This window comes from Rhizobium mesosinicum (assembly GCF_019511345.1).
Taxonomy (GTDB): Bacteria; Pseudomonadota; Alphaproteobacteria; order Rhizobiales; family Rhizobiaceae; genus Rhizobium; species Rhizobium mesosinicum.
The window spans coordinates 95,708-113,348 of the sequence record NZ_JAEUAK010000013.1; the positions used below are offsets into that span (position 1 = coordinate 95,708).

Sequence of the window (17,641 nt, forward strand, 5' to 3'; positions counted from 1 at the left end):
GTATGGCGGGTAGAGTCTGGAGAGGCCGAGGCCGTCGCCTAAAAAGAATAAGGCATCTGCCGAGGGAGGAGATCCGGCAGATGCCTTTCATGACGCGTGGCGGCGCGAGGAGGAGGCCACCACGTTGACGCCGGCTTGGGAGGAGCTAAGCCGCGTCTTAGACAAAGCGACGAGGGAGGAGTTTCATCGCTTCGTTCAATTAGAATATGGGCCGATCGGTGCCAGTTTTCCAGGCATAAATTTGCAAAGGTGCCATGCGTTATGCGCCAGAAGAAGAGCTCATATGATGCGAAAAACGCGCCCGCCTTGCTCGGGCGAGCGCGTTTGGTATTCGTTAAGAACCGGTCTTAGCGGCCGACGGCGGCGCGTGCGACGTCGCGGATATCGCTACGGGCAATACCCAGGTCGTTCAGCTCGCGGCTCGACATACGGCCAAGCTCAGTAACGGTTTGACGATACTTGCGCCAGTTGTTGAAGGTGCGTGCAATGCTCATTTTAATCCCCTTTCCTTGGGTCCAGCGACAGCTGCCAGGTAGCGGCGCTTCGTTCGCTTTGATGAGAGATATATAATATGGGGGCGCCAGAAGGAGTAGCGTTCAGACTACAGTTCACCTATGCACAAAATGCATGACCAGGCAGACTGATGGCCTCTTCTGAGGCACCGTCCTATCCGTGAGTATAGTTTGAACGACGCCTGCTTAAGCCCCATGTGATCCCTACGATCCTTCCAAAGCCGATCAGGGGTACATTCGATGTCTAAATCAGTCTGCGAAGCCTACCCTGGAATATGCAGTAAATCCCGTCTCGCGCACCCTCGTCCTGTCCGCCTGTTCCATCCCGCGAACGACAACAGACAAAATGCGGTCCGGCCAACCGTCGTCGTCGCTCTACCCACAAGCCTTCCAGTGCCCGAGGTCAGATCGATATCTGCCCTGGAAGTCGGATCAGCTATATCACTGCTGGGGCTGTTGATCTTCACCGCCCATGAGGAGATCATGGCCGTCGCCCCCGCGGTCGCTTCCGCTTTCGAACAATTTCTCGCGAGTGCGCGGGTCGCTCTCTGGTAGCCACAGCATCTCATCCTGCCGCAAATCTTGGGTGGATCGCCGAGGTGGTTCTGCTACGGCTGGACCAGCCGGCAGAGCTGCAGGCGTCTCGATAATTTTGGGGCCGGCGGTCAACGATCGAACAAATTCTGCCAGAGTTTCTCGCCAACCAGGCAGTCTGTTGTCGGAGGATTCATCGCAATTTTGCCGATCTCTGCCGGCAGTTCGCGCCCGCTGATTTCCCAGACCAGCTTTCTGCGAACGGCAACGGCAAAATCCTCGATCTTGTGGACAGGCAAAACGAAGGAGCCGGGGCCGCCGATCACACAGTCACCGTAATATTTGTCGAGCCCTTCGGGCACATCGGATGGTCGCAGCATGATGGCCAGCCCGTTGATGACGATGCCCGCCTGCAGAGCCGCATCGCGCGCAGGTGTAACCGGATCGCCGGAATTATTGGGACCGTCGCCGGAGACGTCGATCACCTCGCGATGCCCCTTATACGGGCTCGCGGCAAGCATTGACGCCCCTTGAACAATCGCTGCGGATATGGATGTGCGGCGCTGGGTAGCGATCGGCCGCATCTCCAGTTTGTCGGCGAAATCACGCGCATCCTTTTGCGTCTCGATCACCTGCCAATCGATGACGGAACCAGGCACGACATAGCCGGCCCATTCGAAATAGCTGACAGCAATCCTGCCGGTCAGGCCTCCTTGCACAGCGTCGAGGAATTCCTTGTGCCGCAACGCCTCGACATAGCCCTCGCGCTGGATGCGGACTTCTTCGTAATCCATCGAGCGGGACGTATCTACGGCCAGCACCAGCTCGACATCGACTTCGTTTTGGCTTAACTGCGCGATCGTGGCGGCAGCGCCAGACAGGCTCGCGAGGATCGCAAGTGTCGTGAGCATCATCACTTCCCATCACTGCGTCATGGGGAGAACTCTAACATAGCTCGGCGTGACGGCGGCGACTGCTGCCAGATGTATTCTGTCAATTTTCGGTGATCTGTCGCCAGCGAACGAACGGGCACCATGCGAGGGGCCGTGTCCACGGTTGGTTCACCACTTGTGAAGAACTCATAGCCATTCTGCGGTACACGTGGCGATTCGCCCAGCACAATGACGGAGATAGCATGCCGCTTCTGCAGTTTCCCGCCGACCGACGCACAGCCGATATCAGGCGCTGCGCCGAGGCCCTTCAGACCCTTCACGGCGAGGCCGCCAACCGCTTCTGGCGGTCGGAAATGGCCGGGTTCGCGGCCAATTTGAGAGAACAGGGCTGCAGCGACGCTGAACTGTCGCGGCAGGCCGCCCTGTTCATGGATGCGGTACAGATGGAGCTTCAGGTCGCCTACGCCACAGCGGCAGAGTTGTAGAAAACTTACTTGGGAAAGCGGTTGTAGAAGGATTGCGGGTCGTAAACGCACTCGTAGTCGAGCACGCACATCTCCCCGTTGGCGGCGCGCACCCTTGCGACATCATATTTGTCGCCGAGCCGACATTGCGCAGGCGGGTAACGGAAGCTCCTGCCGCCGATGCCCATGCGAACGAAGACGGCCTTTTTCTGCTGGATAATCTGCCGGAGTTCGCGGCAGGAATGGTCGCGCGCATTGACCTCCACGGCGTCGAGAGCAAAGACAGCCGTGGGGGCCAGAAGGGCGGCCGCTAGAATCAGACTTCTCATAAGACCTCCGGATGCGGACAGGTTGGCAGCAGCGTTTACAGCCCTCAATGGCAACAGCTGCGCTGACAGTCGCGCGATAAAGGTAGGACTTGGGCGGATGGCACACCAGATCGACGCACCATATTGATGATACGGTTGCTTCAGATCTTGCCGCGCGTGGCAAAGACCAGTACCTTCAGTTGTTCTTCGTCGTGGACGCCCTGGCGGTAGAGTTCGATGATGATCGCAGCCGAACGGCTCACCTCCTCCTCGTCATCGGCAAACTTGAATTCGGCCTTCACAGCATCCAGCACCTTCTGGCAAACGGCGAGATCATCCGATGTCAACGCTTCGTCGCGAGGCTTGATGTAACGGCTGATCATGATGCGTTCCCACGTTGGACCCGACAGGTTTCTGGCACAGTTACTCCTAACGCGCTTCGATCGACAACGACAGATATCCCGCGTCGAAGCCGGCAATCTTCTGCAGCTTGTCCCAGTCAAGAATGGTGATAACCCTACCCTCCCAGGCGAAAGCCTTTTCTTTCCTGAGCGACTGCAGCGTCTTGTTCAAGTGAACCAGGGAAACACCGAGAACATCTGCCATGGCGTTCTGCGTCAGCGGCAACTGAAAGCTCGGCCCGTTCGTCCGGCGCACAGTGCGAAGCCGCACGTAGAGTTCACAGATGAGATGGGCGATATGCGCTTTCTTGGACCGCCGCCCCATGGCAACGATCCATTCGCGGTGCACTGCACCGTCAACCAGGGTATCAAGCCACAACAGCCGCGTCAGATGCGGATTGGTTTCGGTAATCGCCTTCAGTTCCTGATGATCGACGGAGGCGATGCGACAGTTGGAGATCGCTAGGACACCGTGGTCCACCACTTTCAGTGGGAAGGCATGCAGATCGACGAAATCACCGGCAACCTGCAACGCGGTGATTTGGCGAGTGCCGTCCTCCAGAACCTTATAGCGGGCCGCAAATCCATCCAGCAGCAGCGTCGAATGATTGGGCCTGCTTCCCTCCGATACGAGATCTTCGCCCGCGGCCACGGATCTTTCCCGTCCGACGATCGCGCGCAAGAGCTCGATCTCCGCTGTGGAAAGCACATCGTGACTTTCGAGATTGAGAAGGAGCGGCTCGATCAAGAACGGCTCTCCCCGCATAGGACGAAAGTGGAAAAACGGTGACTTCCCAACAGAATAGGCGAATGGAACAATTTGACCGGTCGGCACTTCATGATGAAACATTTCAATGGGGTGAGCAGATGGCCCGATACTTCTTTGACCTTCACAACGGTGACGGCCCGATTCGGGACGATGCGGGAACGGAACTTGCGTCACGAGACGAGGTGCTCAAGGAAATGGCGCGAATTCTCGTCGATATCGCACGTGATGAACTGCCGGCCGGAGAGAGGACGATTATCTCGGTGACTGTCCGGTCCGAAGAGCGACCGATTTCCGTCGCGAGTCTCGCTTTTTCGAACGAATGGCTGGATTGATTTAGCACCATGCGAGGCTGTGTAGCCCATAAATAACGGATCAAACCTGCCAAACTCGCGCCCCCGACATAACATGCAAGACCATGCCTGCGGCGGGACCATAACTGGCAGTCCATCTGCCGGCATTTAAATTTGACACAACCGGCTGCCGCTTCCAGATGCCGGCGGGCCGGCTCAGCATGTCCACCGACTCCATCAAAAAGATCGTCTGACAGCGCCATTTCCGCGGGGCCGGAACAATCCGTCGATGACAGCCTTTTGGCCTGCGAACGAGGAGAAAGCGATGATCAACGACCTCTGGTATAAGAACGCAGTCATCTATTGTTTGTCGGTAGAAACTTTCATGGACGCCAATGGCGACGGCATTGGCGATTTTCAGGGCCTCATGCGCCGGCTCGATTATCTCGCAGGCCTCGGCATTACTGCCATCTGGCTGATGCCCTTTCAGGCCTCTCCCGGAAAAGACGACGGATATGACATATCCGACTACTACAATGTCGATCCACGCTACGGCACGCTGGGCGACTTCGTCGAATTCACGCACGGTGCCAAGCAACGCGGCATCCGCGTATTGATCGACCTTGTGGTCAACCACACGTCCGATCAGCATCCGTGGTTTCAGGAGGCGCGACGAGATCCGGCATCTCGCTATCGCGACTGGTACGTCTGGTCCGAGCAAAAGCCTGAGAATGCCGATCAAGGCATGGTGTTTCCGGGAGTGCAGAAATCCACCTGGACCTACGACGAGGCCGCAAAGGCCTATTACTTCCACCGCTTCTACGATTGTCAGCCGGATCTCAACACCGCCAACCCGCATGTCCAGGCCGAAATCCTGAAGATCATGGGATTCTGGATCCAGCTCGGCGTCTCCGGCTTCAGAATGGACGCCGTCCCCTTCATCATTGCCAAGAAGGGAGCGGATGTGAAGAAGCCGGCGGAGCAATTCGACATGCTGAGAACCTTCCGCGAATTCCTGCAGTGGCGGCAGGGCGATTCGATCATCCTGGCCGAGGCCAATGTCCTGCCGGAAACCGATCTCGATTACTTCGGCGAAGATGGCGACCGCATGCAGATGATGTTCAATTTCCAGGTCAATCAGGCGCTCTTTTATGCGTTTGCAACCACAGACACCGGTCCCCTCGTCAAAGCCATGGAAAAGACGCGCGCCCGGCCGCAAACAGCGCAATGGGGTCTGTTTCTGCGTAACCACGATGAGCTCGATCTTGGGCGACTGAGCGAAAAACAGCGCCAGGCCGTGTTTGCCGCCTTTGGACCGGACAAATCCATGCAGCTTTACGACCGCGGCATCCGGCGCCGGCTGGCGCCGATGCTCAAGGATAGCGCCCCGCACATTCGCATGGCCTATAGTCTGATGTTTTCGCTGCCGGGAACCCCTGTTATTCGCTATGGCGACGAGATCGCTATGGGCGATGACTTGTCGCTGCCGGAGCGCAATTGCGCCCGCACGCCGATGCAATGGTCAAGAGAGCCCAATGCGGGCTTCACCAAACACGATAAACCTGTCCTGCCGGTCATTGCGAAAGGCCCTTACGGATACCAGCACGTGAACGTTGCGGCGCAACGGCGCGATCCACAGTCAATGCTGAACTGGACAGAGCGCCTGATCCGCATGCGCAAGGAGGCGCCGGAGATCGGCTGGGGCGACTTTACCTGCCTCGATGCCGGTGATCCAGGCGTGCTCGCTATCCGGTACGATTGGCGAAACAACGCCGTGCTGATAGTCCACAATCTGCATTCGAAGCCCGTGGAAGTTGAAATCGATCCTGATATCGGCGAACAAGGACACTTGTTGATCGACATCGCCGATGGCGACAACAGCGAAGCCGACGATCGCGGTAGACATTGCCTGCTCCTGGAGCCTTATGCCTACAGGTGGTTCAGGGTCGGGGGATTGGATTATCTGCTGCGGCGAACCGAGATCTGAGGGCTGGCAGGCAGATCGTCCACCTAAACGCGGCAAGGCAGGCGTCAAGAGCAACGGTGGGAACGCGCGGCTTACTTCGCGGCGGTCACGCGCCAGACCGTGTTGCCGACATCGTCGGCGATCAGCAGGCCGCCGGCCTTGTCGACTGCCAGTCCGACCGGTCTGCCATGCGTCTGGTCGTCCCCTTGAAGAAAGCCCGTGACGATGTCTTGCGGTTTGCCGCTCGGCTTGCCATTCTGGAATGGGACGAAAACAACCTTGTAGCCATTGAATTCATGGCGGTTCCAGCTTCCATGTTCGCCGACGAACGCGCCGCCCTTATATTGCGCCGGCAGATTGTCGGCGGTGTAGAAGGCCATGCCGAGTGGCGCCACATGCGAGCTCAGCGAGTAGTCGGGAACGATCGCCTTTGCCACGAGATCCGGCCTTTGCGGCATGACGCGCGGATCGACATTCTGGCCGAAATAGCTGTAGGGCCAGCCATAAAATCCGCCGTCCTTGACGGAGGTCATGTAGTCAGGAACAAGATTGGGGCCAAGCTCGTCGCGTTCATTGACGACCGTCCACAGCGCATGGGTCTGCGGCTCCCAGCTGAGGCCGTTGGGATTGCGCAACCCATCGGCAAAGATCCTGAAGCTGCCGGTCTGCCGGTCGACCTCCAGGATAGCGGCCCTATTCTTTTCCGCCTCGATGCCGTTTTCCGTGATGTTGCTGTTTGAGCCGACGCCGGCATAGAGCTTGTTGCCGTCTTCGCTGGCGACGAGGCTCTTCGTCCAATGATGGTCAATCGGGCCGCCTGGGAGTTCGGTCAGTACGGTGGCGGGCTCGGTTATCTTCGTCTCGCCCTCCTGATAGGGATAACGCCTGATGGCATCGGTATCGGCGACATAGAGTTCGTTGCCGACAAGTGCCACGCCGAAGGGCGAATTGAGATGGTCGAGGAAGGTCTCCTTGACTTCGGTGACCCCATCGCCATCGGCATCGCGCAGCAGGGTAATGCGGTTGCTTCCCTCGGTGCTGGAGCCGCCGCCCGAGGTCGCCATGGATTCTATCCAGCCCATGATCAGATCCTTAGGTCGCTTGATCGACGCGGCAGGCGGCGCAATAGATTCGACCGCCAGTACATCGCCGTTTGGCAGGACATAGACCGAGCGCGGATGTTTCAGCCCCGTCGCCAGCGCCTTGATCTGCAGCCCGTCGGCGACTTTCGGCGTTTCGCCCTCCTTCCATCCGATGACCGAGGCGATGTGCATCGAGGGTATGAGATATTGCGCCTGTTCCGGCAGCTTGGGATTGGGACCGATTTCGCTCGTCGGGTCGGGCTCATTGTCGCTACAGCCAGCCAGAAGCGCGCCGCCGCCGCAGAGCAGGATCAGCGCCAACACATTGCAACGGAATAAAGCAAGGGAGCGGCTCATTCTTCGAGACCTCCTGTGCGCTGGCGTATAATGGCCCAGCCGAGGCAAGCATTGATCACGATCAGCACAGCAGCAACGATCGAGAGGGTCAGCCCTGTCGGCACGACTGAGGCCCATGCATCGCGGCTGTGTATGAAGGCGTTGAAGAGCGACACAACAAAGGCGGCTATGTTACCTATGATGTAGAGCCAGCCCAAACCGCCCCGCAGGAGAAGCCGCCCGCTGAAGATGTCGATGAGGACGGCAATGGCCGCCAGAGCACCGAGCAGCAACCCAAAGGTGAGAAGCCAGGCGGAAAAGTTCGTCCACATCATCTCGGCTGTCCGCCAATAGGCAATGTCGGTCAGAAGCGCGCCGGTAAGGCAGGCAGCGGAAAAATGGAGCGGAATCGAGCGCAGAGGTGGCGCCGCGATTGCAACGTAAGAGCGCGTGATCGGGTAGGTCATGGTCGTGATCCGTAAAGGTTCTCCGGCGCTTGCCTAACCACTACCACTGGAAATTGTTCCGGATACGCGAACTGAAAAAGTAGCTTTCCCCCCAGGTTGTGGCATTTTGACCGGAACCGAAGCCGATGATCCGGCGTTGGTCTCCGGTTTCAAGATGAGAGATTTTGCCGTGCCCCAAAACCAGCGCGCCGCCGCCAGGCAGCAGCAATCCCCCGCTCCCACAAAAGATGAAGCCCCAGTCAAAGAGGCAGAAAACAGTACCGAACAGGACCAGGAGAAGGAAAAGCGACCCTCCGTGATCAGGCGTCATCCGATTGCCGCTCTTCTCATCGTTCTTGCGCTGATTGCCCTTGCTGCCATCGGCTATGTGGTCTGGCTTATCTATTTCCATCCCTATGAAACGACGGATGATGCGTTCGTCGATGCGCGCAGCTTCTCCGTCGCGGCCAAGATCTCGGGTTACGTGTCGGATGTTCCTGTCTCCGACAATCAGCATGTCGATGCCGGAACGGTGATCGCCAAGATCGACCCGCGCGACTACCAGATCGCTCTGGATCAGGCGCGCGGCGAGGTCGATGTCGCAAAGGCAGCGATTTCCAGCGCCGAAGCCCAGATCGCCGCGGCAGCAGCGGCAATTGACGAGGCCAAGGCGCAGCTGACATCGGCAGAGGCCGCCCTTCAATATGCCAAGGACGAGAACAACAGACAGCAGCAACTAGTCAAAAGCGGTGCGGGCTCCGAGCAGGCAGCCCAGCAGGCAGCGTCTACCTTGCGTCAGAACGAGGCGAGCACCGCTCAGGCAAAGGCAAGCGTTACCTCCGCCATCAAGAACAAGGCGGCTGCCGAGGCCCAAAGGGAAAGCGCGGTCGCCAATCTGCATCAGGCGGAAGCACAGGTCGAGACGGCCGAACAGAACCTCAGCTACACGACGATCACGGCCGCCCAACCAGGTCGCGTCGTGAAGCTCAGCGGGGCGAAGGGGCAATATATCCAGGCCGGACAGGCAGTCTCAATGTTCGTGCCCGACGAGATCTGGGTGACGGCCAATTTCAAGGAAACCCAGCTGACGGACATGCGGCCGGGCCAACCTGTCGACGTGACGATCGACGCCTATCCTGATCATGCCCTTCGCGGCCGCGTCGATTCCGTCCAACCCGGTTCGGGCACGGCTTTTTCGCTGCTACCGGCCGAAAATGCTACCGGCAATTATGTGAAGGTCACGCAGCGCGTGCCGGTCAAGATCGTTATCGACAATTGGCCGCAGGATGTGGCGATCGGTCCCGGCATGTCCGTGGTTCCGACGGTAACCGTGCGGCCGAGGAACTGACATGAGTGATGCCACAACAGCGGATGGCATGCCGGCATCCGGTGCCAGGGCTGTCAATCCGTGGCTGATTGCCCTGGTGGTTTCGCTCGCGACCTTCATGGAAGTTCTGGATACGACAATTGCCAATGTGGCGCTGCGCTACATCTCCGGCGGCCTTGCCGTCAGCGCCGATGAAGCTTCATGGGTCGTCACGACCTATCTCGTCTCCAATGCCATCATTCTCGTCGCCAGCAGCTTCATTGCCAAGCGCTACGGGAGACGGCGCTTCTACCTTCTGTGCCTTGCAACGTTCACCATCGCCTCCATCTGCTGCGGCCTTGCCTGGAATCTGGAATCCCTGCTGATTTTCCGGATGATCCAGGGCTTTGCCGGCGGCGGCATGGTGCCGATCTCCCAGTCGATCCTCGCCGATTCCTTTCCACCATCGAAGCGCAGCCAGGCTTTTGCCCTGTTCGGCGTCGCCGTGGTCGTCGCCCCCGTAGTCGGCCCGACGCTCGGCGGCTACCTCTCGGACAATTTCTCCTGGCACTGGTGCTTCCTGATCAACGGACCGGTCGGCCTTTTCGCCTTCATTCTCGTCTACTTCCTCGTGGACGAACCGGATTCGCTGCGCCAGGAGCGCGCGCGGATGCGCCGGCAAGGCGTGCGTTTCGATATTGTCGGCTTCCTGCTGGTTGCGACCTTTCTCGGCGCGCTCGAATTGGTTCTCGACCGCGGCCAGACGGAAGACTGGTTCGGCTCGAACTTCATCATTGGCGCGACGGCCATCTGCATCACAGCTTTTCTTCTTGCGATCCCATGGTTGATGAAAACGGCCAATCCCGTCGTCGACGTGCGCTTGCTGGCAAGCCGGCAATTCGGTTCCTGCTTCATCGTCATGCTGGCAACGGGCGCGATCCTGATCGCCACAACCCAATTCATTCCGCAGGTCCTGCAGCAGAATTTCGGCTATACGGCGACCTGGGCTGGCCTTGCGCTTTCGCCCGGCGGCCTAGTTACGATGTTCATGATGTTCGTGGCGGGACGGATCTCCAACAAGATCCAGCCGAAATATCTGATCGCCATCGGCACCGCGATCATTGCAGCGGCGATGTATGACATGACGCGCCTCAATGCCGAGCTGAACTTCGGTTTCTTCGTCTGGTCGCGCATCTATCTCGGCTTCGGCCTGCCGCTGATCTTCATCCCGATGACCGCAGCCTCCTATGACGGCCTGAGACCCGACCAGACGGACCAGGCATCGGCCCTCATCAATGCGGCGCGCAACACAGGTGGTTCGATCGGCGTTGCGATTGCGTCAAACGTGCTTGCCCATCGGGAACAGTGGCATCAAAGCCGGCTGGTCGAGCACGTCATCCCTTCCGATCCCACCTACAACCACGCGCTGCAGGGCGCCACGCAATATTTTGCCGGCAAAGGGGCAGGAGCTGTCGATGCACAATCGCAGGCCATGGGCTGGGTCGGCCAGCAGGTACAGATCCAGGCGAGTTATCTTGCCTATATCGACGTTTTCCACGTGCTGATGTGGCTGTCGCTTGCCGTTCTGCCGCTCGCCTTCATCCTGCGCAGGATCGACCTTGGTGAGGGTTCCGGCCATCAGGGCGGACACTGATCTGCCTGATGTCGGCAACTTCTTGTATATCCCCTTATCTGGGGGTTCATTCGAATCGCCGCATGTACTATGTATGCGGCGTGATACTCGCACGAGACAGGTACTGATGACTCCAGAAATGTCCGGCTTTGAATGCACCCGCGGCAATGTCGTTTCCGGCAAATTCAAGCTTTCGAGCAAACTCCCCTACTTTATCGTCGCCGGACTTGCTGTGGCCATGTGGGCAAACTCCAGCGAACAGCCTGATGGTACAGAGGTGGCAGCCAAACAAGCTACGCCGGTTTCGCTCGCTCGGTAAGAACGGTAATGTCCTGCGGCTGACCGCTGCGAAAATTGATCCGGCAGATGCCGGATCTCAAATTCTGACGCCGCTCGCCTCATCGAAGAGATGCACCTGCGCCGGAGCCACCGCCACGCCGATCGTCTGGCCCGGCTGAACGGTTCCCCTGCCGGTTTCAACGATCGTCAACTCAGGCGTCGTCGCCGCAGTGATGAAGGTCGAGGAGCCCGTAGATTCGACGACCGCGACCGGCACGTCAAAATTCCCCTGCCCCTGATTCGTGATGCCGATATGCTCGGGACGGATGCCGACGGTAATCTTGCTGCCGGGCTGAATCTGATGATCGATGGCAATCGGCTGCCTGATCACGCCGAGCTCGAGTGTCAGGCTCTTTCCCTCCTCGTCGGCAATTGCGGGAATGAAGTTCATCGCGGGCGAGCCGATGAAACCGGCGACGAATTTGTTGGCGGGCTTGTCGTAAAGGTCGAGCGGCCGGCCCTGCTGCTCGATAACGCCGTCCTTCATGACGACGACGTGGTCAGCCATCGTCATCGCCTCGATCTGGTCATGCGTCACATAAACCGAGGTCGCGCCCAGACGGTCGTGCAGCGCGCGGATCTCCTTGCGCATATGGACGCGCAGCGCCGCATCGAGATTGGATAGCGGCTCGTCGAAAAGGAAAGCCTTCGGATGGCGGATGATGGCGCGGCTCATGGCGACACGCTGGCGCTGGCCGCCGGAGAGTTCCCGCGGATAGCGCTTCAAGAGATGCGAAAGGCCTGTCGTGGCCGCGACCTCCTCGGCTGCCTTCTTCGCCTCCGCTTTTGCGACGCCCCGCATGCGCAGGCTATACGTGAGGTTTTCCTCGACGGTCATATGCGGATAGAGCGCATAGGACTGAAACACCATGGCGACATCACGTTTGCGTGGCGGCACGCCGTTCATCAGATCGCCGGCAATCTTCAAGCTGCCATCGGAAATGGATTCCAGGCCGGCCAGCGAGCGCAGCAGCGTCGACTTTCCGCAGCCGGAGGGGCCGACAAGCGCCACGAAGGTACCCTTGGCAATGGACAGGTCGATATTCTTCAGGGCATGGAAGACGCCGTAATATTTGTTGACGCCGGCAAGCTCGATCTGAGGGGTCATTTGAGGGCTCCCGAGGTGAGGCCGGACACTATGCGGCGCTGCAAAAGAACGAAGATGGCAAGGATCGGCGTCACATACATCGTGGCGTAGGCCATGATATTGTTCCACTCATTGGTGTTCGGCCCCATGAAGGAGTTGAGCCCGACGCTTGCCGGCTGAAGCTCGGCGGCCTGGATCATGGACTTGGAATAGACGAACTCACCGAAGGCCTGCATGAAGATGAGAATGGCGCTGACGAGAATGCCGTTGCGGGCAAGCGGCAGCACGATGTTGAAGAAGGCGCCCACACGCGAATTGCCATCGACGAGGGCCGCCTCTTCGAGTTCCATCGGAACTGCCATGAAGGTGGCCCGCACCAACACCACGAAGAACGGCATGCTCTTTGCGGCAATGGCGATGATGACGGCAAGCCTTGGATAATTCAGCATGCCGATCTGCGAGAAGCCGACGAAAATCGGCGTGATCATCAGCGAAGCCGGCAGAACCTGCAGCATAAGGATCAGGAAGAGGCCGATATCCACCCAGATATTACGGTAGCGCGCCAGCACATAAGCGCAGCCGACGCCGAGCACCGTAATGATGACGACAGCACCGATCGCTATCAACAGCGAATTCCAGAGATAGAGGCCCATGTTCCGGGTTTCCCAGACATAGGCATAAGTGCTCCATTGCGCAGAGGTCGGCCAGAAACTTGGCGGTGTGGCAAACATCTCAGAGCCGCTCTTCAGCGCGGTGATGTACATCCAATAGAGCGGGAAAAGGTAGATCGCCGCCATGATGATGGCGATCGCGAGCATAAGGCGGTTGCGTGCAGTCTCGCTCATCCGCGCACCTCGTGGCGGGTCGAGCGGACGTAGACCACAGAAGCGAACATCACGAAAACGATCATGATGACGGAAATGGTCGCGCCCTTGGCGAAATCATATTGGCGGAAAGACAAATCCCAGGCCCAGTATTGCGTGACGTTGGAGGAGTTGTTCGGGCCACCCGAGGTAATGGCGGCAAAGAGGTCGAACTGCTGCAGCGTGAAGATCAGGCCGAGCGCAATGATGGCCCCGATCGTCGAGCGCATCATCGGCAGCGTGATCGTCCAGAAGCGCTGCCAGGCGGTGGCGCCGTCAAGTTCGGCGGCCTCATAGAGATCGCCAGGAATACCGGAAAGGCCAACGGACAGCAGGATCATGTTGAAGGACGTGCCGAGCCAGATATTGGCGATGATGACGGCGTAAAGCGAATAATGCGGATCCGAGCGCCAGAAGATGTTGCCGGAGATGATGCCGCTTTCCTTGAGGATGAAGTTCAGGACACCGAAATCGCCCGAGAGAATCCAGTTCCAGATCGCGCCGACGACGAGGCCCGGCATGACCCAGGAGACGAGGAAGAGACCGCGCAGCCAAGATGCGCCGGGGAAATTGACCCAGAAAAACAGCGCCAGGCCGAAGCCGATCAGGAACTGGCCGGCGATCGAACCGACGACGAAGATCGCAGTATTGTAGAGGATCGGCAGCGTTTCCGGCTGGGCGAAAAGATCCGTGTAGTTCTTGAAGCCAACCCACGGGCGCGAGAAGGTGCCGAGGCTGAACATGTCAACCTCCTGGAAGCTCATCACCACGTTGTAGATAAGCGGCAGACCTGCCATCAGAAACAGAAAGCCAAGCGGAAAGGCGACAAGCACGATATCGAAACCGCGGCCATCCCTGACGCTGGAAAGGATCCTTCTCATGGGTCCTCCATTGCTCCGAACGGGGCTGCCCGGCCAAGCCGCAGCAGCCCCTTCCGGGAGGAAAATCTTGGATGGCCGTCAGGCCATCCGGTGATGCGAGAGATCAGCCGAGGACTGCCTTGATCTTGTCGGCTGCCTGATCAAGTGCATCCTTAGCGCTCATCTGGCCGGTGAGCGCAGCCTGAATGGCATCCTGGATCGCCTTGGAGATCTTCGGCCATTGCGGATGTGGGCCGCGCGGCTTGGCGTATTTCAGCTGCTCGAGGAAGACCTTCAGCGCGGCGTCCTTCAGCGGCTGGCCGGTCTCGGGGATGGAGATGTCAGAACGGGCCGGCAGCTGGCCGAAGTTCTTGAACATCTTGTCGTCCTGCGAGGCAAAATATTCGAGCGCCTTGAAGGCTTCGGCCGGATGCTTGCTGGTCGAGAAGATCGCCCAGTTGAAGTCACCCATTGCGGAAGAGCGCTCTGCACCTTCCTTCGGAACCGGCAGCAGCGTGACACCCCAGTCGAACTTGGCTTCCTGCAACATCCGGTCCAACTCCCATGGACCAGAGATCGCCATGGCGGCATTGCCGGAATTGAACGTGCCGGTCGAATCCCACTGGCCGCGGGTCAGCGTATCCGGCGACGCAAGCTTTTCGTCCATGATGGTCTTCCAGACTTCGAGCGCCTTTACCGCACCATCGGCATTGATATGCTCGTAGCTACCGCCGCCCATCTGCGCCCAGGGAAGGAACTGGAAGGTGCCTTCCTCGTTGGCCTTTGCCGAAAAGGCAAGACCGTAGACGTTCTTGGCCGGATCGGTGAGCTTGCGGGCGCCCTCGACAAGTTCGTCCCAGGTCTGCGGCGGTTTGTTCGGATCGAGCCCCTTGGCCTTGAACATGTCCTTGTTGTAGTAGAGCGCGATCGTGTTCGTCGCCTTCGGCACGCCGAAATATTTGCCGTCCCACTCGACCGACTTCAGCGGTCCGGGGAAGTAGTTTTCGGGTTTGATGACCTTCGAATTCTTGATCATGTCGGTGAGATCAAGGAAGGCGCCGCGCGATGAAAACAGCGCGTGCTCGGGATTGTCGACGGCGATGATGTCAGGCGCCTGACCGGTGGCATAGGCGCGCATTGCTTCGGTGACGACATCATCGAACTGGATGAGGCGATATTCGATGGTGATGCCGTTATGCTGGTCATTGAATTCTTTGACCAGGGTCGGCGCCGGTTGGGTGTCCTTGTCCAGCGACCAGAGCGTCAGTTTGACGTCTTCCGCCTTGGCGGAAAGGCCAAAGAGCGAGACGCCTGCGAGCGCCAGCGCGCCGAAAATTACGGATTTGCGGATAGCCATGGTTCTCCTCCTTTGTGGTTATCCATTAAAATGGCCGGCGATTTCCTCCACGCCGACCATATCACTCACACCGGATCGACGACGAAATCACCGCCTCGGGCATGTTTCAGATGGTTCAGAGCATGGACCTGCCCGGTCATTTCCAGGGCGTCACGATAGACCGGATCATGCCAGCCCTCGATATCGATGGAGCCGGACCAGCCGGCAAGCCGCAGTTCGGAGATGATGTCGGTCCAATTGCTGTCGCCGAAGCCCGGCGTGCGCATGAAAACGAATTTCTCCTTGCCGAAGATACCGTGTTCTTTGATCACGTCCCAGCGGATGGTCGCATCCTTGCCGTGGACATGGAAGATCTTGCTCGCCCATTTGCGGATCTGCGGCAGCGGCTCGATCAGATAAACCATCTGATGGCACGGCTCCCATTCAAGACCGATATTGTCGTCGGGCGTCTCGTTGAAGATCAGTTCCCAGGCATCCGGATTGTGAGCGATGTTCCAGTCGCCGGTCGCCCAGTTGCCGTCCATGGCGCAATTTTCGAAGGCGATCTTGATGCCTTTATCGGCAGCGCGCTTGGCAAGCTCGCTCCAGATCTGCCTGTAGCGCGGCAGGCTCTCGGTCAGCGGCCTGTTGCGGATGCGGCCTGTAAAGCCTGCAACGCAGGTGGCGCCGAAATGATGCGCATTGTCGATACAATCCTTCCAGCCCTGCAGTGTCTGCAGGTCCATTTCGGTCTCCTCGAGCGGATTGCCGAACATGCCGAGCGTTGAAATGGTGATGTCGCGATCACCGATCGCTTCCACGCTGCGCTTGCCGAGTTCGGCAAGATCCTGACCGTTGGTGGTCTGCCAGAAGAAAGGCTCGAAGCTTTCGAAACCTATATCGGCGATCTGGGCGATACGCTTGTCGGCACCACCCTTGGAGGCGCTGACCATGGTACCGATACGAATGGCTTTGGCGGGATTGCTCACGTCATTAATCCTTATGCTGAAATGTCAACGCGACGCCCGGTCTTGGCACTCTCGATTGCACCGAAGACCATGGCGAGGCTTCTGATATTGTCGGAACTGACCGTCTCCGGCCGCTTTCCGGTGCGGATCGCCTCGACAAAGCTTGCGATCACGCTCGCATGGCCGTGCGTTTCTTCGACGCGCTCAGGCGCCGGAACTTCAACGGGTGAAAAACCATGGAGCAGGCCCGGCTCATTGCCGGCAACAGCCGCCTTGAACCCATCCTCGCCATCCCACGTCAGCATTCCCTTCGAGCCGACGATACGCCACTGGCTTTCCCAGCTCGTGCGCTCACCTTCGGCACACCAGGAGCCGCGATAGGTGAAGACCACGTCGTCGGAGAATTCGAAGGTGGCATTGGCCGAGGCGCCGTGCCGATACCAGGACCCTTTGGGGTTACGCTCGACGCAGTAGACGGCGAGCGGCTTCTTGCCAGCCACGTAGCGGGCGGCATCGAAAGTGTGGATCGCCATGTCGAGGAGCAGGACATTGTCCATCTCTTCGCGGAAGCCGCCGAAATGGGGAGCAATGAAGAAATCACAATGTATGCCGGTCAGCTCACCGATCGCCCCGCTTTCGACGAAACGGCGCAGGCGGCGGATGCCGGAAATGAAGCGACGGTTCTGAATGATCGCATGGATCTTGCCGGTTTCGGCGGCGAGATCGATCAGCGCCGCCCCTTCTGCAAGCGAGGTCGCCATCGGCTTTTCGGAGAGCACGTGGCAGCCGGCCTTCATGGCCGTCGAAACGATATTGAACCGTGCGGTCGGGATCACGACGTCGAAGACGATATTGGCTTTGGTCTGACCAATGATCTCAGCAAGGTCAGTGCCGACCCGAGCTGCGCTCAAACCGAATTCCTCAGCAAGCGCTTCGGCGGCAGCCGGATTGACGTCGACCAGGCCGACGATCTCGATTGCCTCGGCAAGATCAGGCGTTTCCTTGATAGCACGCAGCCAGCCTTTAGACATAGCTCCGCACCCGCACAGAACGGCATTCAATTTCACGATTTCCTCCAGCGGTGCGCTTCAGAATCCTCCCGAAACGCCTTCCGTAAACGTTTACGATAGTAAGCGGAAACGTTTACTGCTGTCAATGCCTATGAGGATGGATCAAATGCTGCGGAAAATCGCAATACGAACGGGCGCTTAGCCGAAAACCTTCCGCAATGCAGCACTATTTTTATTT

The 17,641-nt window shown here is 58.7% G+C and carries 20 protein-coding genes; 6 read left to right on the forward strand and 14 right to left on the reverse strand.

The window, feature by feature from the left end; all coding sequences use genetic code 11:
• Window positions 1–347 precede the first annotated feature (347 nt).
• Entirely contained in the window at window positions 348–494 is a 147-nt protein-coding gene (locus JNB85_RS26310) for a DUF1127 domain-containing protein (protein ID WP_220337367.1), read from the reverse strand.
• Between the two features lie 683 nt (window positions 495–1,177).
• The gene (locus JNB85_RS26315; RefSeq protein WP_220337368.1) at window positions 1,178–1,957 is read right to left on the reverse strand and encodes a DUF1194 domain-containing protein; all 780 of its coding nucleotides are present in this window, start codon (window positions 1,955–1,957) and stop codon (window positions 1,178–1,180) included.
• A 224-nt stretch (window positions 1,958–2,181) separates the two neighbouring features.
• Here JNB85_RS26315 and JNB85_RS26320 point away from each other — a divergent pair, with 224 nt between their 5' ends.
• A complete protein-coding gene (locus tag JNB85_RS26320; protein ID WP_220337369.1) occupies window positions 2,182–2,424 on the forward strand; it encodes a DUF6074 family protein in 243 nt (80 codons plus the stop codon).
• Window positions 2,425–2,429: 5 nt separating this feature from the next.
• On the opposite strand, the gene JNB85_RS26325 is transcribed toward JNB85_RS26320, so the two are convergent.
• The 3 genes from JNB85_RS26325 to JNB85_RS26335 all read right to left on the reverse strand — a co-directional run bounded on the left by JNB85_RS26325 (window position 2,430) and on the right by JNB85_RS26335 (window position 3,860).
• Window positions 2,430–2,732 carry a hypothetical protein gene (locus JNB85_RS26325; RefSeq protein WP_220337370.1) on the reverse strand — a complete coding sequence of 101 codons (303 nt, stop codon included), beginning with the start codon at window positions 2,730–2,732 and terminating at the stop codon, window positions 2,430–2,432.
• Between the two features lie 140 nt (window positions 2,733–2,872).
• A complete protein-coding gene (locus JNB85_RS26330; RefSeq protein WP_220337371.1) occupies window positions 2,873–3,094 on the reverse strand; it encodes a hypothetical protein in 222 nt (73 codons plus the stop codon).
• Window positions 3,095–3,140: 46 nt separating this feature from the next.
• The gene (locus tag JNB85_RS26335; RefSeq protein ID WP_183831046.1) at window positions 3,141–3,860 is read right to left on the reverse strand and encodes a Crp/Fnr family transcriptional regulator; all 720 of its coding nucleotides are present in this window, start codon (window positions 3,858–3,860) and stop codon (window positions 3,141–3,143) included.
• 119 nt (window positions 3,861–3,979) lie between these two features.
• Here JNB85_RS26335 and JNB85_RS26340 point away from each other — a divergent pair, with 119 nt between their 5' ends.
• Together JNB85_RS26340 and JNB85_RS26345 are read left to right on the forward strand one after the other, a co-directional pair.
• Window positions 3,980–4,213, forward strand: a complete 234-nt coding sequence (locus JNB85_RS26340) for a DUF6894 family protein (protein WP_220337427.1) — start codon at window positions 3,980–3,982, stop codon at window positions 4,211–4,213.
• A gap of 283 nt (window positions 4,214–4,496) precedes the next feature.
• Window positions 4,497–6,158 carry an alpha-amylase family protein gene (locus JNB85_RS26345; RefSeq protein WP_220337372.1) on the forward strand — a complete coding sequence of 554 codons (1,662 nt, stop codon included), beginning with the start codon at window positions 4,497–4,499 and terminating at the stop codon, window positions 6,156–6,158.
• A 71-nt stretch (window positions 6,159–6,229) separates the two neighbouring features.
• Here JNB85_RS26345 and JNB85_RS26350 read toward each other — a convergent pair whose 3' ends face one another.
• The 3 genes from JNB85_RS26350 to JNB85_RS30820 are packed head-to-tail and all read right to left on the reverse strand — an operon-like array spanning window position 6,230 to window position 8,332.
• On the reverse strand, window positions 6,230–7,576 hold the full coding sequence (locus JNB85_RS26350) for a PQQ-dependent sugar dehydrogenase (RefSeq protein WP_220337373.1): 1,347 nt from the start codon (window positions 7,574–7,576) through the stop codon (window positions 6,230–6,232).
• Window positions 7,573–8,022 carry a DUF2231 domain-containing protein gene (locus tag JNB85_RS26355; protein ID WP_220337374.1) on the reverse strand — a complete coding sequence of 150 codons (450 nt, stop codon included), beginning with the start codon at window positions 8,020–8,022 and terminating at the stop codon, window positions 7,573–7,575. Before JNB85_RS26355 ends, JNB85_RS26350 begins: the two co-directional genes overlap by 4 nt.
• 40 nt (window positions 8,023–8,062) lie before the next feature.
• The gene (locus tag JNB85_RS30820; protein WP_223216611.1) at window positions 8,063–8,332 is read right to left on the reverse strand and encodes a hypothetical protein; all 270 of its coding nucleotides are present in this window, start codon (window positions 8,330–8,332) and stop codon (window positions 8,063–8,065) included.
• Between the two features lie 57 nt (window positions 8,333–8,389).
• Between JNB85_RS30820 and JNB85_RS26360 the strand changes: the two genes are divergently transcribed.
• From JNB85_RS26360 to JNB85_RS26370, 3 genes are all read left to right on the forward strand, one after another.
• On the forward strand, window positions 8,390–9,349 hold the full coding sequence (locus JNB85_RS26360; RefSeq protein ID WP_338050360.1) for an HlyD family secretion protein: 960 nt from the start codon (window positions 8,390–8,392) through the stop codon (window positions 9,347–9,349).
• Between the two features lies 1 nt (window position 9,350).
• Window positions 9,351–10,961, forward strand: a complete 1,611-nt coding sequence (locus JNB85_RS26365) for a DHA2 family efflux MFS transporter permease subunit (RefSeq protein ID WP_223216612.1) — start codon at window positions 9,351–9,353, stop codon at window positions 10,959–10,961.
• A gap of 106 nt (window positions 10,962–11,067) precedes the next feature.
• Entirely contained in the window at window positions 11,068–11,259 is a 192-nt protein-coding gene (locus tag JNB85_RS26370; protein ID WP_220337375.1) for a hypothetical protein, read from the forward strand.
• A 57-nt stretch (window positions 11,260–11,316) separates the two neighbouring features.
• Here the strand turns inward: JNB85_RS26370 and JNB85_RS26375 are convergent, their stop codons facing one another.
• The 6 genes from JNB85_RS26375 to JNB85_RS26400 all read right to left on the reverse strand — a co-directional run bounded on the left by JNB85_RS26375 (window position 11,317) and on the right by JNB85_RS26400 (window position 17,460).
• Entirely contained in the window at window positions 11,317–12,387 is a 1,071-nt protein-coding gene (locus tag JNB85_RS26375; RefSeq protein WP_220337376.1) for an ABC transporter ATP-binding protein, read from the reverse strand.
• On the reverse strand, window positions 12,384–13,211 hold the full coding sequence (locus JNB85_RS26380; protein ID WP_183831039.1) for a carbohydrate ABC transporter permease: 828 nt from the start codon (window positions 13,209–13,211) through the stop codon (window positions 12,384–12,386). Before JNB85_RS26380 ends, JNB85_RS26375 begins: the two co-directional genes overlap by 4 nt.
• Entirely contained in the window at window positions 13,208–14,110 is a 903-nt protein-coding gene (locus JNB85_RS26385) for a carbohydrate ABC transporter permease (RefSeq protein ID WP_183743004.1), read from the reverse strand. Before JNB85_RS26385 ends, JNB85_RS26380 begins: the two co-directional genes overlap by 4 nt.
• Window positions 14,111–14,213: 103 nt before the next feature.
• Window positions 14,214–15,446, reverse strand: a complete 1,233-nt coding sequence (locus JNB85_RS26390) for an ABC transporter substrate-binding protein (RefSeq protein WP_220337377.1) — start codon at window positions 15,444–15,446, stop codon at window positions 14,214–14,216.
• A 65-nt stretch (window positions 15,447–15,511) separates the two neighbouring features.
• Complete coding sequence (locus tag JNB85_RS26395; RefSeq protein WP_220337378.1) at window positions 15,512–16,414, reverse strand: sugar phosphate isomerase/epimerase family protein; 903 nt, start codon at window positions 16,412–16,414, stop codon at window positions 15,512–15,514.
• An 11-nt stretch (window positions 16,415–16,425) separates the two neighbouring features.
• Window positions 16,426–17,460, reverse strand: coding sequence for a Gfo/Idh/MocA family protein (locus JNB85_RS26400; RefSeq protein ID WP_220337379.1), 1,035 nt, complete (start codon window positions 17,458–17,460; stop codon window positions 16,426–16,428).
• Window positions 17,461–17,641 lie beyond the last annotated feature (181 nt).